We start from the raw sequence: 17375 nt of genomic DNA on the forward strand, positions 1-17375 counted from the left end.
CTATTAAAAACGCTCTCAATGAAAACACTAACAAGCGCATTGCTATTAAGGGTATTACTACCCTTATGTATGATATTTTGCATTGGTTTTTCGGCCTCTGCACAATGTACATTAGGTCCCGGCGACTTAGTCATCACCGGATACGATCAGCTTGATGATGGCACTAGCGGATCTACCTTCAACGATTCCTTTTCCTTCCTGCTGTTAAAAGACATCCCTGCCGGACAGGTGATTTTTTTTACAGATTTAGGCTGGACAGGGAGCAGCTTTCAGACGGCCAGCAATGCTCCGGCAGATGCGGTACTGAGATGGACAGCAGATGTTGCCTATGCGGCGGGAACAGAGATCATTGTTTACTGTAAATTTTCACCCTCATCAAAAGATATCAACGGAATAGCCAGAGGAACCATTACAGTAGAACAGCCTTCTTTCAATACCAGCTCCGGTGCCGTAAGTCCGGCAGAACAAATGAGTCTGGCCGAATTTTCAGGTGATCAGATATTTGCCTTTACCAATTCCATTGCCGCTCCTACCTTTTTGGCGGGAATCAGTATCAACAGACCGGCAGCCTCTCAATGGGATGCAGTTCTTTTATCCACCACTTTTGCTTCAGATAAATCTACACTCCCTGCCTCTCTGGCTTCAGGAGCTCAAAATATGGGGGTTTCTTTTGTGGATCCAGGTGACCCATTTGTGAATGCCGCTCCGGTTGCGAGATATAAAAGAGATGTTGCAGGTAATGCAACAGGACTCGCTTCTGCCCTGCTTACCAAGATCAACAATGTGGCAAACTGGGAAATCAGAAGTGATGGGAACAATTACGTTCCATTATTTTCGGCCACTCAGATTAATGTTACCGGTATCAGCATCACTGCACAACCGATAAACCGGACTAACTTATGTCCTGGCTCATCAACATCTTTCACCGTTGCCGCCAGCCCTGTATGTACGTATCAATGGGAAGTCAGCAATGATGGGGTCAACTTTACAGCAGTTGTAGCTGGAGGAGTTTACAGCAATGTGACTACGGCGACACTCAGCATCAGTAATGTGTCGACACTGAATAATAAAAAATACAGGGTCAAGCTGACTGGGGCGCATGGCACCACTTCAAATATTGTCAATTTAACCCTACTCAATCCTACAGTAGTACTCAACCCAGGGCCACTTGCAGCAGCAGTTCCCAATGTAGCCTATAGTCAGTCTGCAAATGTAACTTCCGGTGGAAGCGGAACATTTACCTATACTCTTGACAGTGGCACTTTACCGACAGGATTATCACTTAACGGCAGCACAGGGGCGATTACAGGAACGCCAACTGTTGGTGGATCTTACTCATTCGTGATTAAAGCAACAGACAACTGCAGCAGCCCGAATAGCGGAACCCAAAGTTATACGATTATTGTTGGCACACTGAATCAGGTGATTACACTAACGGATTATAGTAAAACCTATGGGGATGCAACCTTTACTTTACCTGCTACAACTGATGCCGGCTTAACCATCAGCTATACCTCTGCAACACCAGCAGTAGCAACAGTAACCGGCAATACCGTAACCATTGTGGGTGCGGGAACTACAAATATTACGGCAACGCAGGGAGGAAATGCCAGCTATAATCCTGCAACACCAGTGACCAAAGAAATTGCAGTGGCTAAGAAAGCCATTACGATTACTGCCGATATGAAAACAAAGGAATATGGGCAAGCGGATCCGGCACTGACCCAGTCTATTACAACCGGTGGCCCATTGGTGGGTACGGATGTTTTATCCGGAGACCTTGGAAGGGCTCCTGGGGAAAATGCAGGTAATTATGCCATCAATATTGGAACACTCACTGCAGGCAATAATTATCTTACAACCTTCGTCGGCGCCAACTTCAGCATCACGGCAAAACCATTGACCCTGGCGCTCAATGCAAGTCCATTGATCACTAAAGCCTATGACAACAATGCTTCCGCTACGCTTGCAGCAGCAAATTATACCCTGACCGGCCTGATCAATAGTGATGCGGTTACGGTTACGGGAACGGCAACTTACAACGATGAAGATGTTGCCGCAGGAAAGACAATTACTGCAAATACCTTTGTTCTGGCGGGCCTGTTAAAGGATAACTATAACCTGACCACCACTACAGCAACGACTACCGGCGATATTACCGCATTACCAATCACCTTAACATTAAATGCCAGCCCACTGATTACAAAGGTCTACGATGACCAGACCACCGCAAATCTGGTTGCCGGAAACTATACCTTAAATGGTGTTCTGGGCCTGGATGTAGTGACGGTTTCAGGAACAGCTGATTATGATACCAAAGCAATAGGCACAGGGAAAACCATAACGGCAAATACCTTTGTGCTTGCTGGTCCGGATAAAGACAATTACAGTTTAACCACCACAACGGCAACAACTTCCGGTGACATCAGTACCAAACCAATTACCTTAACCTTAAACGCCACACCGCTCATCACCAAGGTGTACGACGACAACAATACCGCAACGCTGGCAGCAGGTAATTATAGCTTAAGCGGGGTATTGGGTACAAATGTGGTAACCGTATCCGGAGCGGCAACCTATGATACCAAAACCACAGGAACCGGTAAAACTGTTACGGCCACTACTTTTGTACTCGCCGGTGCGGATAAAGACAACTATAACCTGACCACCACTACGGCAACGACTACCGGTGAGATTACCGCCTTACCGCTTACTTTAGTATTGAATGCAACACCCTTAATTACTAAAATTTACGACAATAACAATACTGCAACTCTGCTTCCTGCCAATTACACATTGACCGGAGTATTGGGTACAGATGTGGTAACCGTTAGCGGCTCCGCAACCTACGACAATGCAGATGTAGCAACAGGAAAAACCGTTACTGCAAATACTTTTGTGCTCGCAGGTACGGATAAAGACAATTACTCTTTAAGCACAACCACGGCCACTACAACAGGTGATATCAGTACAAAAGCAGTTACCCTTGCTTTAAATGCTGCTCCTTTAATTACCAAGGTGTACGACAATAACACAGCAGCAACACTAGTTGCAGCCAACTATACTTTAACAGGTGTCCTGGGTACTGATGTGGTTACGGTAAGTGGTAATGCAAATTATGACACTAAAGCCACTGGAACAGGGAAAACCATTACGGCAAATACCTTTGTGCTTGCTGGTGCGCAACAAGGAAACTATAATCTGACCACCACCACTGCAACAACAACTGGTGAGATTACCGCATTGCCACTTACTTTAGCGCTAAATGCAACACCTCTAATCACTAAGGCGTACGATAACAACAATACTGCAACACTACTTCCTGCCAATTACGACTTAAGCGGAGTATTGGGTACAGACGCAGTAACGGTTAGCGGTACAGCGACTTATGACACTAAAGATGCGGGGACTGGTAAAACAGTTACGGCCAATACATTTGTACTTGCCGGTGCAGATAAAGACAATTACAGCTTAAGCACCCTCACTGCCACTACTACCGGTGAGGTGACTGCCTCCCCTATTACGCTGGCATTGAATGCCCTGCCATTAATCACCAAAACCTATGATGGGGATGCTATTGCAACATTGGTTCCTGCCAATTATACTTTGACCGGAATATTGGGCGTCGATGCCGTTACGGTTAGCGGTACCGCTAGTTACGACTCTCCTGACGCAGCAACAGGTAAAACCATTACCGCAAACACTTTTGTGCTTGCCGGTGCAGATAAAGACAATTACTCATTGAGTACCACTACCGCAACAACCACAGGTAATATCGTTCAGAAGTCACTCACCCTGGCATTGAATGCCACACCTTTGATTACGAAAGTATACGACGATAACAATACTGCAACATTGGTACCTGCCAACTATGACTTAACCGGGGTATTGGGTACGGATGTGGTAACCGTTAGTGGTACCGCAACCTACGACACTAAAGCTACCGGAACAGGTAAAACTGTTACCGCCAACACTTTTGTGCTTGCTGGTGCGCAACAAGGAAACTATAACCTGACCACCACTACAGCAACAACTACAGGTGAGATTACCGCATTGCCACTTACTTTAGCATTGAATGCAACACCTTTAATCACTAAGGAGTACGACAATAACAATACTGCAACTCTGCTTCCTGCCAATTACACATTGACCGGAGTATTGGGTACAGATGTGGTAACCGTTAGCGGCTCCGCAACCTACGACAATGCAGATGTAGCAACAGGAAAAACCATTACAGCGAACACTTTTGTACTTGCTGGTGCGGATAAAGACAATTACTCTTTAAGTACAACAACAGCCAGCACTACTGGTGATATCAGCACAAAAGCAATTACCCTTGCTTTAAATGCTGCACCACTGATCAGTAAAGCTTACGATGGCAACACTACGGCAAATCCAGCTTCGGCAAACTATACGCTAACCGGAATCCTGGGAGCAGATGTGGTTACTGTTAGCGGTACAGCGAATTATGATACCAAAGCTACGGGAACAGGAAAAACCATTACCGCCAATAATTTTGTACTTGCAGGTGCACAACAAGGCAACTATAACCTGACCACCACCACTGCAACAACAACTGGTGAGATTACCGCATTGCCACTTACTTTGGCGCTAAATGCAACACCTCTAATCACTAAGGCGTACGATAACAACAATACTGCAACACTACTTCCTGCCAATTACGACTTAAGCGGAGTATTGGGTACAGACGCAGTAACGGTTAGCGGTACAGCGACTTATGATACTAAAGATGCGGGGACTGGTAAAACAGTTACGGCCAATACATTTGTACTTGCCGGTGCAGATAAAGACAATTACAGCTTAAGCACCCTCACTGCCACTACTACCGGTGAGGTAACTGCTTCCCCTATTACGCTGGCACTGAATGCCCTGCCATTGATCAGCAAAACCTATGATGGGGATGCTATTGCAACACTGGTTCCTGCCAATTATACTTTGACCGGAGTATTGGGCGTCGATGCCGTTACGGTTAGCGGTACCGCTAGTTACGACTCTCCTGACGCAGCAACAGGTAAAACCATTACCGCAAACACGTTTGTACTTGCCGGTCCGGATAAAGACAATTACTCATTGAGTACTACTACCGCAACAACCACGGGTAATATCGTTCAGAAGTCACTTACCCTGGCGTTGAATGCGACTCCACTAATCAGCAAAGTATATGACGACAATACTTTAGCAACATTGGTTCCTGCTAATTATACCCTAAACGGAGTATTAGGCACTGATGCGCTTACCGTAACTGGTACGGCAAATTACGATACCAAAGCCACCGGAACAGGAAAAACCATTACCGCCAATACTTTTGTACTCGCTGGGGCGCAACAAGGAAACTATAACCTGACCACTACTACTGCAACAACAACCGGCGACATTACCGCATTGCCGCTTACTTTGGCACTCAATGCAAGTCCTTTGATCACTAAGGTCTACGACAATAACAATACGGCAACCCTGGCTCCTGCCAATTACACGTTGACCGGAATATTAGGTACAGATGCAGTAACCGTTAGTGGTACGGCAACTTATGATAGCCCTGATGCCGGAACAGGAAAAACCGTTACGGCAAATACCTTTGTACTTGCTGGTGCGGATAAAGACAATTACTCTTTAAGTACAACAACAGCCAGCACTACTGGTGATATCAGCACAAAAGCAATTACCCTTGCTTTAAATGCTGCACCACTGATCAGTAAAGCTTACGATGGCAACACTACGGCAAATCCAGCTTCGGCAAACTATACGCTAACCGGAATCCTGGGAGCAGATGTGGTTACTGTTAGTGGTACAGCAAATTATGATACCAAAGCTACGGGAACAGGAAAAACCATTACAGCCGGTAACTTTGTACTTGCAGGTGCACAACAAGGCAACTATAACCTGACAACCACTACAGCAACAACAACCGGAGACATTACCGCAATGCCACTTACGCTGGCCTTGAATGCGACTCCTCTGATCACTAAAGTGTACGACAATAACAATACTGCAACATTGGCTCCTGCCAATTACGCTTTGACCGGAATATTAGGTACAGACGCAGTAACCGTTAGCGGTACGGCAACCTATGATACAAAAGATGCAGGTACAGGGAAAACCATTACCGCCAACGCTTTTGTGCTTGCAGGTGCAGATAAAGACAATTACAGTTTAGCAACCACCACTGCCACTACTACCGGTGAGGTAACGGCCTCCCCTGTTACCCTAACACTGAACGCCCTCCCAGTGATCAGCAAAACCTATGATGGCAATATCAGCGCGATTCTTACTCCTGCCCATTATAACCTAAACGGAATATTGGGTACAGACGTAGTAGTCGTGAGCAGCGATGCGACCTATGACAATCCCGATGCAGGAACAGGTAAAACGGTTACAGCCAACAACTTTGTGCTGCTTGGTGCTCAGAAAGATAATTACAGCTTAACCACTCCTACTGCAACTACTACCGGTAATATCGTTCAGAAATCACTTACCCTGGCTTTGAATGCGACTCCGCTAATCAGCAAAGTATATGACGACAATACTTTAGCAACATTGGTTCCTGCCAATTATAACTTGACAGGAATTCTGGGTACGGATGCGGTCACGGTAACTGGTACGGCAAATTACGATACCAAAGCCACCGGAACAGGAAAAACCATTACCGCCAATACTTTTGTACTCGCTGGGGCGCAACAAGGAAACTATAACCTGACCACTACTACTGCAACAACAACCGGCGACATTACCGCATTGCCGCTTACTTTGGCACTCAATGCAAGTCCTTTGATCACTAAGGTCTACGACAATAACAATACGGCAACCCTGGCTCCTGCCAATTACACGTTGACCGGAATATTAGGTACAGATGCAGTAACCGTTAGTGGTACGGCAACTTATGATAGCCCTGATGCCGGAACAGGAAAAACCGTTACGGCAAATACCTTTGTACTTGCTGGTGCGGATAAAGACAATTACTCTTTAAGTACAACAACAGCCAGCACTACTGGTGATATCAGCACAAAAGCAATTACCCTTGCTTTAAATGCTGCACCACTGATCAGTAAAGCTTACGATGGCAACACTACGGCAAATCCAGCTTCGGCAAACTATACGCTAACCGGAATCCTGGGAGCAGATGTGGTTACTGTTAGCGGTACAGCAAATTATGATACCAAAGCTACGGGAACAGGAAAAACCATTACAGCCGGTAACTTTGTACTTGCAGGTGCACAACAAGGCAACTATAACCTGACAACCACTACAGCAACAACAACCGGAGACATTACCGCAATGCCACTTACGCTGGCCTTGAATGCGACTCCTCTGATCACTAAGGTGTACGACAATAACAATACTGCAACCCTGGCTCCGGCCAATTACGCTTTGACCGGAATATTAGGTACAGATGCAGTAACCGTTAGCGGTACGGCAACTTATGATACTAAAGATGCAGGTACAGGGAAAACCATTACCGCCAACGCTTTTGTGCTTGCGGGTGCAGATAAAGACAATTACAGTTTAGCAACCACAACAGCCAGCACCACAGGTGACATCAGTTCTAAAGCAGTTACACTTGCCCTGAATGCCCTCCCATTGATCAGCAAAACCTATGATGGTAATATCAGTGCCACACTTACTCCTGCCCATTATACCCTAAACGGAATACTGGGTACAGACATAGTCGTCGTGAGTGGCGATGCGACCTATGACAATCCCGATGCAGGAACAGGTAAAACGGTTACAGCCAACAACTTTGTGCTGCTTGGTGCTCAGAAAGATAATTACAGCTTAACCACTCCTACTGCAACTACTACCGGCAATATCGTTCAGAAATCACTTACCCTGGCTTTGAATGCGACTCCGCTAATCAGCAAAGTATATGACGACAATACTTTAGCCACATTGGTTCCTGCCAATTACAACTTAACAGGAATCCTGGGAGCAGATGTAGTTACCGTTAGCGGTACGGCAAATTACGATACCAAAGCCACCGGAACAGGAAAAACCGTTACCGCCAATACTTTTGTACTCGCTGGGGCGCAACAAGGAAACTATAACCTGACCACTACTACTGCAACAACAACCGGCGACATTACTGCATTGCCGCTTACTTTGGCATTGAATGCAAGTCCTTTGATCACTAAGGTATACGACGATAACAATACGGCAACCCTGGCTCCGGCCAATTACACTTTGACCGGAATATTAGGTACAGATGCAGTAACCGTTAGTGGTACGGCAACTTATGATACTAAAGATGCAGGTACAGGAAAAACCGTTACCGCCAACACTTTTGTACTTGCAGGTGCAGACAAAGACAATTACAGCTTAAGCACCACTACTGCAAGCAGCACAGGTGATATCAGCACAAAAGCAATCACCCTTGCTTTAAATGCTGCGCCACTGATCAGCAAAGTTTATGATGACAATACTTTAGCAACATTGGTTCCTGCCAATTATACCTTAACAGGAATTCTAGGTTCTGATGCGGTTAGTGTAAGTGGTACGGCAAATTATGACACCAAAGCCACCGGAACAGGAAAAACCATTACCGCCAATACCTTTGTACTTGCGGGTGCACAACAAGGCAACTATAACCTGACTACCACTACAGCAACAACAACCGGAGACATTACCGCAATGCCACTTACGCTGGCCTTGAATGCGACTCCTCTGATCACTAAGGTGTACGACAATAACAATACTGCAACATTGGCTCCTGCCAATTACGCTTTGACCGGAGTATTAGGTACAGATGCAGTAACCGTTAGTGGTACGGCAACTTATGATACTAAAGATGCAGGTGCAGGGAAAACCATTACCGCCAACGCTTTTGTGCTTGCAGGTGCAGACAAAGACAATTACAGCTTAAGCACCACAACAGCAAGCACCACAGGTGACATCAGCTCTAAAGCAGTTACATTGGCCCTGAACGCTTCACCGCTGATCAGCAAAGCTTACGATGGCAGTACTACTGCAAGCCTGGCCACAGGAAACTATACACTTGCCGGAATTCTCGGTACGGATGTAGTTACGGTTAGCGGTACGGCAAATTACGATACCAAAACCACCGGAACAGGCAAAACCATTACAGCCAATAACTTTGTACTTGCAGGTGCACAGCAAGGAAACTATAACCTGTCTACCACTACTGCAACGACGACCGGTGACATTACCGCATTACCAATCACATTGGCATTAAACGCCAGCCCGTTGATTACAAAGGTGTACGATGATAACACTACCGCAACATTGGCTCCTGCCAACTACGCCTTAACCGGAGTATTGGGTACAGATGCAGTAACGGTTAGCGGTTCTGCAACCTACGACAACCCCGCAGCCGCAACAGGTAAAACCATTACAGCAAATACTTTTGTATTGGCCGGTGCGGATAAAGACAATTACACTTTAAGTACTACCACCGCAACTACTACCGGTAACATCACGGCTGCTCCGCTTACTCTGACGTTGAATGCAACTCCATTAATCAGTAAAATTTATGACGGCAATACTGCTGCCCTTCTTGTTGCAGGGAATTACAGTTTAACCGGATTACTTGGTACAGATGTGGTGACAGTTTCAGGAACGGCCAGCTACGATAACAAAACAACAGGAACTGGCAAAACAGTTACTGCGGATGGTTTTGTACTCGCCGGAGTTGATAAAGACAATTACAGTCTGACTACCACTACCGCAACCACGACAGGTAATATCACGGCCTCTCCGATTACTCTGGCATTGAACGCCACACCATTAATCAGCAAAGCTTATGATGGCAATACCACTGCGGTACTTGCTGCAGGGAATTACACCCTCAACGGAATCATCGGAGCTGACGTGGTAAACGTAAGTGGTACTGCCAATTATGATAATAAAAATGCAGGAACAGGTAAAACGGTTACCGGAAATGCCTTTGTGCTGAACGGAGCGGATAAAGACAATTACAGTCTGACCACCACTACCGCAAGTACCACTGGCGAAATTACCCTTAAAACCATTACTGCTTCATTGAATGCCGCACCAATCATCAGCAAGGTGTACGACAACACTACCATCGCTACTCTTGCTGCAGGAAACTACAGCCTGAACGGAGTATTGGGTGCAGATGCAGTAACAGTAAGCGCTAGCGCAACCTACGATAACAAAACCGTAGGAACAGGCAAAACCATTACAGCAAACACCTTTGTATTAGCCGGTCCGGATAAAGACAATTACGCTTTAAGTACCACTAACGCAACTACTACTGGTCATATTACTGCATCCCCACTTACTTTAACACTTCATGCGAGTCCTTTAATTACCAAGACTTATGACAATACTACAGCAGCCACATTAAGTCCTGCGAACTTTAGTCTGAATGGTATTCTGGGTGCAGATCAGGTTGCCGTATCGGGAACAGCGAACTACAATAATGAAGATACCGGAAATGGAAAAACCATTAATGCAGGAACATTTGTACTTAGCGGTACAGACAAGGATAACTATACCTTAAGCACAACGATAGCTTCCACAACCGGAAACATCACATGGAAAGACCTGACCGTTACGGCTGACGACAAGAGCAGATTCCAGGGCACTGCAAACCCGCCTCTGACCCTTACCTACAATGGCTTTGTTACCGGAGAGGGAATCAGTAACCTCAGCACTGCACCTGTTGCCTCAACCCTGGCAAATGTTGCATCGCCAATAGGAGATTACGACATCACTGTAAGTGGAGGACTGGCTACAAATTACAATTTCATCTATGTAAACGGGACATTGAAAGTACTTCCGGGTGCACCAACAGCAATCCTTCTGGCCAGCACACCGCTTTATGAAAACCGTCCGGCAGGAACAACTGCAGGAACCTTAAGTTCAACTTCAGAAATTCCTTCTGCAGTTTATACGTATTCCTTAGTTGCGGGAGCGGGAGATACAGACAACAGCGCTTTCAGTATCGTTGACGATCAGATCAGATCAACTGCAGCATTTGATTTTGAAACGAAATCAAGCTATAGCATCCGGGTCCGGTCGACCACTCAATTCGGACTATCGCTGGACAAACAGTTTACCATCTCTATCAGTGATGTAAACGAGATCCCAACGCTTTCCCCTATATCCAATCAGACCATTTGCTATACAACAGCAACACAAAATGTTCCGTTGACTGGCATCAGTGCGGGGCCTGAGACTGCTCAGACCAACACATTGACCTTACAGAGCAGTAATGCCAATCTGCTGCAAAATCTTACCGTAACACCTACCGGAGCAAACGGAAACATTAGCTATCGTGTGAAAAACGGAGCTTCTGGCACTGCAACCATTACGGTAACCGTAAAAGATAACGGAGGCACAGCAAATGGTGGTGTAGATACTTATACCAGAACATTTGTAATCACAGTGAATCCTTTACCAGTGGTTATGATTCATGCAGACCGCGGAACGGTTAACGGAAACAGTACGGAAGTCAGCAAAGGAGAAACAGTATTGCTAACCGCAAGCGGCGGCAGCACTTATGCCTGGTCTGCTCATAATAGCATCATCAGCGGACAAAACGGAGCCACATTAACGGTAAGACCTAGAGAAACGACTACTTATATGGTCACCGTAACCAATGCGAATGGCTGTACTGAAACGGCAACATTCAAGGTTAACGTACTGGATGATCTGGCTAAAATCAAAGGCACCAATATCCTGACTCCTAACGGAGATGGCTACAATGACAAGTGGGTAGTGGATAATATTGATTTTTATCCTAACAATGAGGTTAAAGTCTTTGACAAGTCCGGAAGAATAGTATACTCAAAAAGAGGATATGACAACAGCTGGGACGGAACCTTCAATGGTACGGCCCTCACTGAAGGAACCTATTATTATCTGATTGACTTTGGAAGCAACAGACTAAAATTCAGAGGCTTTATTACCATCGTCAGAGAAGACTAATTCATAAAGGCATTTACAAAACACATCATGAAGATGAAAACGACATACAAATTTCTGGCCTTGTTACTGGTGATCATCACCAGTAACAATAGCTACGCTCAGTTAAACCCACTTACCTCTCAGTATTACAGCAACCGTTACCTGATCAATCCTGCCTTTGCCGGTACCGGAGACGGGCTGAAACTGAATGCGGCTTACCGCAAACTATGGAGCAATGTTCCCGGATCACCACTTACCCAAAGCATCACTGCCGATTATGGAACCGGCAGAGTTGGCCTTGGCCTGAATGTTTATAATGAAAGTGCCGGACTGCAGAGACAAACGCGTGTAATTGGTACTTATGCTTATCACCTGCCACTTGGTGCCAATGAGCAGCAATTGCATTTTGGATTATCTCTTGGTTTCATGAACCAGCGGCTGGAGACCAGTGATCTTTATGGCAATCCAAATGACCCTATGGTAGGTCAGTACAACAATAGAAAAACCTATCTCGACGGAGATTTCGGACTGGCTTACACCTCCCGGAAAATCAGTCTCCAGCTTTCGGTACCTAACCTGAAAAGCGTGCTGAAAAAAGACGTCATCAAACTGGCCGATGTTACTACTTTTTACGGAGCAGCAAGTTATAAGATCCGGATTAGCGAGGGGGTTGAAGGCATAGATCTGGAACCAATGGTGGCTTACCGCGGAGTTAAGGGATTTGATAACATCTGGGATGGAGGGGCTCAACTGGAACTTGCCGACAAACAGGTCTTTCTTCTGGCGCTTTATCACAGCAGCAAAAGCGCCACCTTCGGCTTAGGAATGGACTTAAAAAAGAAATACATGGTGAGCGGCAATTATACGACTCAGACTTCTGCCCTTAGCGGATATACCAATGGAAGTTTTGAACTCAACCTCAGGTTAAACCTGAGTAAATAATCGCAGATTAACCTGATTCAATGATGCGTCCGGCTTACATTAAGTTCAACCTCAGTTACGATAGCCAAAGGCTTCAGCAGGAACTCCGCTCCTGCCTGGAACTGGAATGGCCTATGCATTTCAATACCAGGGATTTTGAAGGAACCTGGAAAAGTATTTCTCTGCGTTCCAGTAGTGGTTCTGCTACAGATATTCTCGCCCATCCGGGGCAAAACCTTTATCAGGATACGGCATTATTGCAAAATACCCCTTATATCAAAGAGATTCTAGATTCCTGGAAATGTGATAAGGAAAGCATCCGCTTACTTGCACTGGAGCCTGGAAGTTTGATAAAGCCACATCAGGATATGGGTTGTGCTTATAAAGATAGTTCCTTCAGAATTCATATCCCGATCCAGACCAATCCCGGGGTTTACTTTACCATCGCCGGGCACCAACTGCAATTAAAGGAGGGGGAATGCTGGTATATGGATTTCAGTAATACACACAGTATCCGGAATGAAGGAAAGACCACCAGGGTCCATCTGATCATCGATGCCCTTAAAAATGACTGGACGGATCAATTATTTGAGACTCATGGTTATCCCCTTTCCGAAGACCATGCGCCCAGGAAGTATGATGAAGATACCCTGGCAAAAATGATTGCGGAGTTGACCCGAATGGATACTCCTGCAGCCCATGCGCTCATTGAAAACCTGAGAAACCAACATTCCTGATTAAATGAATCCTCATCCCTTAAGCAATTGGATCCCCTATCAGCTATCTTATGATGAACAAGGTAAATGGCTGCTTTTCTGGCTGGACCTGGAGCATAGAAGAATGAAGGAACCTTTTTTTGAGGAGACCATCCAGATCAGCCGCTATCGTAATATCGAGCGTTCCCGGTTAAAGAGCTGCAGTGATCCTGAGTTTTTAACTGCCCTTGCTCCAGGGCTCCCACATCTTAAACCTACCGCCTTTATCTTTCATATCTCTCGTTGTGGTTCCACCCTGCTCACGCAGGCTTTCTGTGAAGCAGAAGAACATATTGTAATTGCCGAGGCTCCCCTGCTTGATGAAATATTAAGGGCAAATGAAAAAGATCCTCAAGTTACACCGGCTCAGCAGGAGAAATGGTTTAAGGCTGCCTTACAACTCATGGGACAGCTGAGAAATTTCAAAGAATCTGACCTGATCATTAAGCTGGACAGCTGGCATTTACATTTCTATACCCTGCTCCGCAAGTGGTTTCCGGATGTTCCATTTATTTTTTTATTCCGAAAGCCTGAGGAAGTGCTGGCCTCTCATGAAAAAAGAAGGGGCATACACAGTATACCCGATATGCTCAGCAGTATTTTACTGGGCATTGATCCTGCAGTCGATTACAATAGTGATTTCAACCGGTACACTGCCGATGTCATCGAACAATACTTTTTAAAACTCCATCTTATTCATCAGCAAAAACATCCGCTTAATTTCTTTGCGGATTATGGCGACGGAATAAGCCCGATGATTTCATTATTTACCAGGGCTACCGGTATAAAAGTCAGAAATCCTGATCAGCTAAAAACACGGCTGAACTACCATAGTAAATCGCCAGATGAGATCTTCAAAGGAGACCTTCCTCCGAATCCAAAATTCAGTTACCCGCATTGTACCCGGGCTTATGAGGAATTTAGAGCACGATGCTTATCTGCACCCTATATCAGTATATAAATGAATCAACACTGCACTTTCGTCTCCCTGATTTATGAGATACATAGCCAAAAGAAAGCCGGAAAGAAACCGGCTTTACCCATGGATTTTGAACGTACAGAATCTATGTGGATGAACTTTTATGGCCTGGGAAAATTTGAGACTTTATCTTTTCTCTATACGGAATGCAAAAGTCCGGAGCATTTAGAAGAATGGATCATTAACCGGAAAGGTCAGGATTTTACAGATGAAGCTGCGCTTAAATTCAGAGCCTGGCAGAATGCTCAGGAATCTATAGACACGAACAGCTCCGATTATCCTCAAACGCTTTTTCCTGAGCAACTGCAATTCTGGGAACAAAACGGTTATCTCGTGATCCCGCAGGTAGTAGAAGCAGCACTTTGCGATCAGGTAAAAACCCAGATCTGCCAGCACCTGAAACTTGACCTCCTCCGGCCGGAAACCTGGTATACGCCACACCCGGACTGGCAAGGCATTATGCTTCAGCTTTATCAGAATAAAGAGATGGAACAAATCCGCTATCACGATGGTGTTAAGGAGAAGTTTGCGGAACTTTATCAGAGCACTGAGCTGATTCCAAATACGGAAAAAGTGGGTTACCATCCTCCCGAAACTCAGGGATACACCTTGAGAAACGGAAGTTTACATTGGGATCTGGATTTGAGCAGGCCTATCCCCTTTCACATCCAGGGGCTGGTTTACCTGGATGACGTTCCGGAAGAAAGAGGACCATTACAGGTCGTACCAGGATTCCACCGTCATTTTGAGGATTGGATGAAACCTTTTTCTTCATTAGATACCGCCCATCAGCACATGCTGGCTACAGAAACTGCAAAACCAGCATCGGGTAAAAAGGGCGATCTGGTACTCTGGCTAAATACCTTGCCTCATTCGGCAGGCAGAAATCAATCTGATTTGCCAAGATTTGTTCAATATGTGAGCTTTAATAAATTATAACTGTGATCATTTTATACCTCTCAAAATGTCTAAAACAAAGAAAAAGAAAAATCTTTCAGATTTGGAGCTTTCCTTAATCAAGGAAAAACTTATTAACGGAAATGCAAATGTGATTACCGTAGATAAACTGGCATCAGTAGCACCAGTCCTGGCCTTATTAAAATCCTTCAACGTACAATATCAAGTCTTTGGCTCGAGTATTTACATGAATGCGGCCAATCTCATTGTGATGAAAAATGTCGGAACTGCGCTGGCCAACACCAACTTCTCCTACATTTTTTACCATGTGAGTAATCCACTTGGAAGTGAACTACGCACAAAGAATATTGCCCCGCTTAAGGAAACAGATATTAAGGACATTTTATTAATCAATTAAAATCATGAGATTTTTCATATTCATACTCTGCTGGGGCTTTCTATATGCTCCTACCGGTGCGGTAGCACAAAGTAATAAATCGCTGAACCGGGGGTCCATTATAAACTTTGTAGACTTCTATCCCATCAATACTGATCCTTATATCGGATGGAAATCTAATATGACCGATAAGGAAACCATCCTGTTTGAAACCAATCCGGAAGTGCGCATCAGTTTGTACAATAATTTTGTTGCAGGCATGAATGAAGGGAGGTTCCATACCAGTGCCTACTATATTCATTTCAGACCTCAGTTGAGGATGTTTTCAGAAAACTCCTCTCCTGTAAAAACGATTTCCACGCCGATTCTGCTGGGGACTCAGCATGCATTTCTATTTAACAGGTACCAATCGGATGGGACTTTAGACGACTTTAAACGTTCAATACTTTCTTTTTCCTTTGAGACAGGACATTATTCCAATGGCCAGAAAATGGGTGCCTTTACCGAAGCATACGAGGACGGAAGTACTGAAAGTGAAGCCATATATAATACCATCACCCCAACCACCAACCTTTCAGACATCCTCAACCGGAACAGTGGAAATTTCTCGACCAACCTGACCGAAATCAGAGTAAACTACCGGGCAAATAAGTTGGACAGCAACGCCATTCCAGTCCGGACACATTCCATGACCTTTGGGGGAACACTCTACCACAACAGGCTGCTTTATCTGTTCGATCTGGGTGGTTATTCGGCAAATGATATTAAAATTTATGGCCGGATCAGGTTAAATGCAGGATATGAATATGTCAACTATCTGCCGTTTTTCAGAAAAGTCAGGTATGCACTGGCCGAGAACATCGAACGGATTTTTAATGCTCATCCCTTTGTAGAACCCATGCGTTTTGAAACATCAGTGACGGTATACCCTTTTCCCAAAATTGGGGATCTGGGCTTTTTCGTTAGCCATACCTGGGGACATGACAATTACAACTACCGTTTTGTAGATTCGGGACATCAATTTGGTATTGGTGCCAGTTTCTCAGTATTTCCGCCTTTCACGCTAAAACAAAGGAACTGACATCAACACTAATTGCCGGTACAGTTAATGATGCTCATTGATTTTATGGTAATAGACATAAGAGAGCCCTAAAATAACCAGAATGATCAGGGGAAAGAGGCCATTAAAGCCGAAGCCGTCCACTGCAAAATGGCTCACACTAGCGGCAATAAGATTAAAACCAAATCCTGCATAGGCCCATTCTTTTATGCGCTTAGGGATCTGGGGGATAATCAGTGCCAACGATCCCAGGACTTTAAACACGACGAGCATCACACGGAAATATTCAGGATAGCCGAGGTGCCTGATTCCTTCTTTTGCAAGTTCAGTCTGTGATGTAAGTGCAGGCATCAGACCTTCAAACAGAAAAATTACGATGGTTGCGGTCCAGTAAATTATTTTATTCTTTTTCATTTTAGTTGATTTGGTTGTTTAAATAATGGTTTTATATTTCTTTTATCA

Annotated in this window: 8 protein-coding genes; 7 read left to right on the plus strand and 1 reads right to left on the minus strand. The window is 45.0% G+C overall.

All coding sequences use genetic code 11. The annotated features are described in order from the left end of the window. The first annotated feature begins 18 nt into the window (after positions 1–18). The 7 genes from BFS30_RS26885 to BFS30_RS26915 are packed head-to-tail and all read left to right on the plus strand — an operon-like array spanning position 19 to position 16934. The gene (locus tag BFS30_RS26885) at positions 19–11925 is read left to right on the plus strand and encodes a YDG domain-containing protein (protein ID WP_157263071.1); all 11907 of its coding nucleotides are present in this window, start codon (positions 19–21) and stop codon (positions 11923–11925) included. Positions 11926–11958: 33 nt separating this feature from the next. Beyond that, on the plus strand, positions 11959–12846 hold the full coding sequence (locus BFS30_RS26890; protein ID WP_069382697.1) for a PorP/SprF family type IX secretion system membrane protein: 888 nt from the start codon (positions 11959–11961) through the stop codon (positions 12844–12846). Positions 12847–12866: 20 nt separating this feature from the next. Continuing rightward, complete coding sequence (locus BFS30_RS26895) at positions 12867–13562, plus strand: aspartyl/asparaginyl beta-hydroxylase domain-containing protein (RefSeq protein WP_237028675.1); 696 nt, start codon at positions 12867–12869, stop codon at positions 13560–13562. 4 nt (positions 13563–13566) lie between these two features. Further along, positions 13567–14541, plus strand: a complete 975-nt coding sequence (locus BFS30_RS26900; RefSeq protein ID WP_069382128.1) for a hypothetical protein — start codon at positions 13567–13569, stop codon at positions 14539–14541. Then, entirely contained in the window at positions 14542–15498 is a 957-nt protein-coding gene (locus BFS30_RS26905; protein ID WP_069382129.1) for a phytanoyl-CoA dioxygenase family protein, read from the plus strand. Positions 15499–15523: 25 nt separating this feature from the next. Next, positions 15524–15874: a hypothetical protein gene (locus BFS30_RS26910; protein WP_069382130.1), complete on the plus strand. Its 351-nt coding sequence runs from the start codon at positions 15524–15526 to the stop codon at positions 15872–15874. A 4-nt stretch (positions 15875–15878) separates the two neighbouring features. After that, the gene (locus BFS30_RS26915) at positions 15879–16934 is read left to right on the plus strand and encodes a hypothetical protein (protein ID WP_069382131.1); all 1056 of its coding nucleotides are present in this window, start codon (positions 15879–15881) and stop codon (positions 16932–16934) included. A 24-nt stretch (positions 16935–16958) separates the two neighbouring features. On the opposite strand, the gene BFS30_RS26920 is transcribed toward BFS30_RS26915, so the two are convergent. Beyond that, positions 16959–17327 (minus strand): DoxX family protein, encoded by a 369-nt coding sequence (locus BFS30_RS26920; RefSeq protein WP_069382132.1) that lies wholly within the window; start codon positions 17325–17327, stop codon positions 16959–16961. Positions 17328–17375 lie beyond the last annotated feature (48 nt).

Origin of the sequence: Pedobacter steynii (assembly GCF_001721645.1) — a bacterium.
GTDB lineage: Bacteria > Bacteroidota > Bacteroidia > Sphingobacteriales > Sphingobacteriaceae > Pedobacter > Pedobacter steynii_A.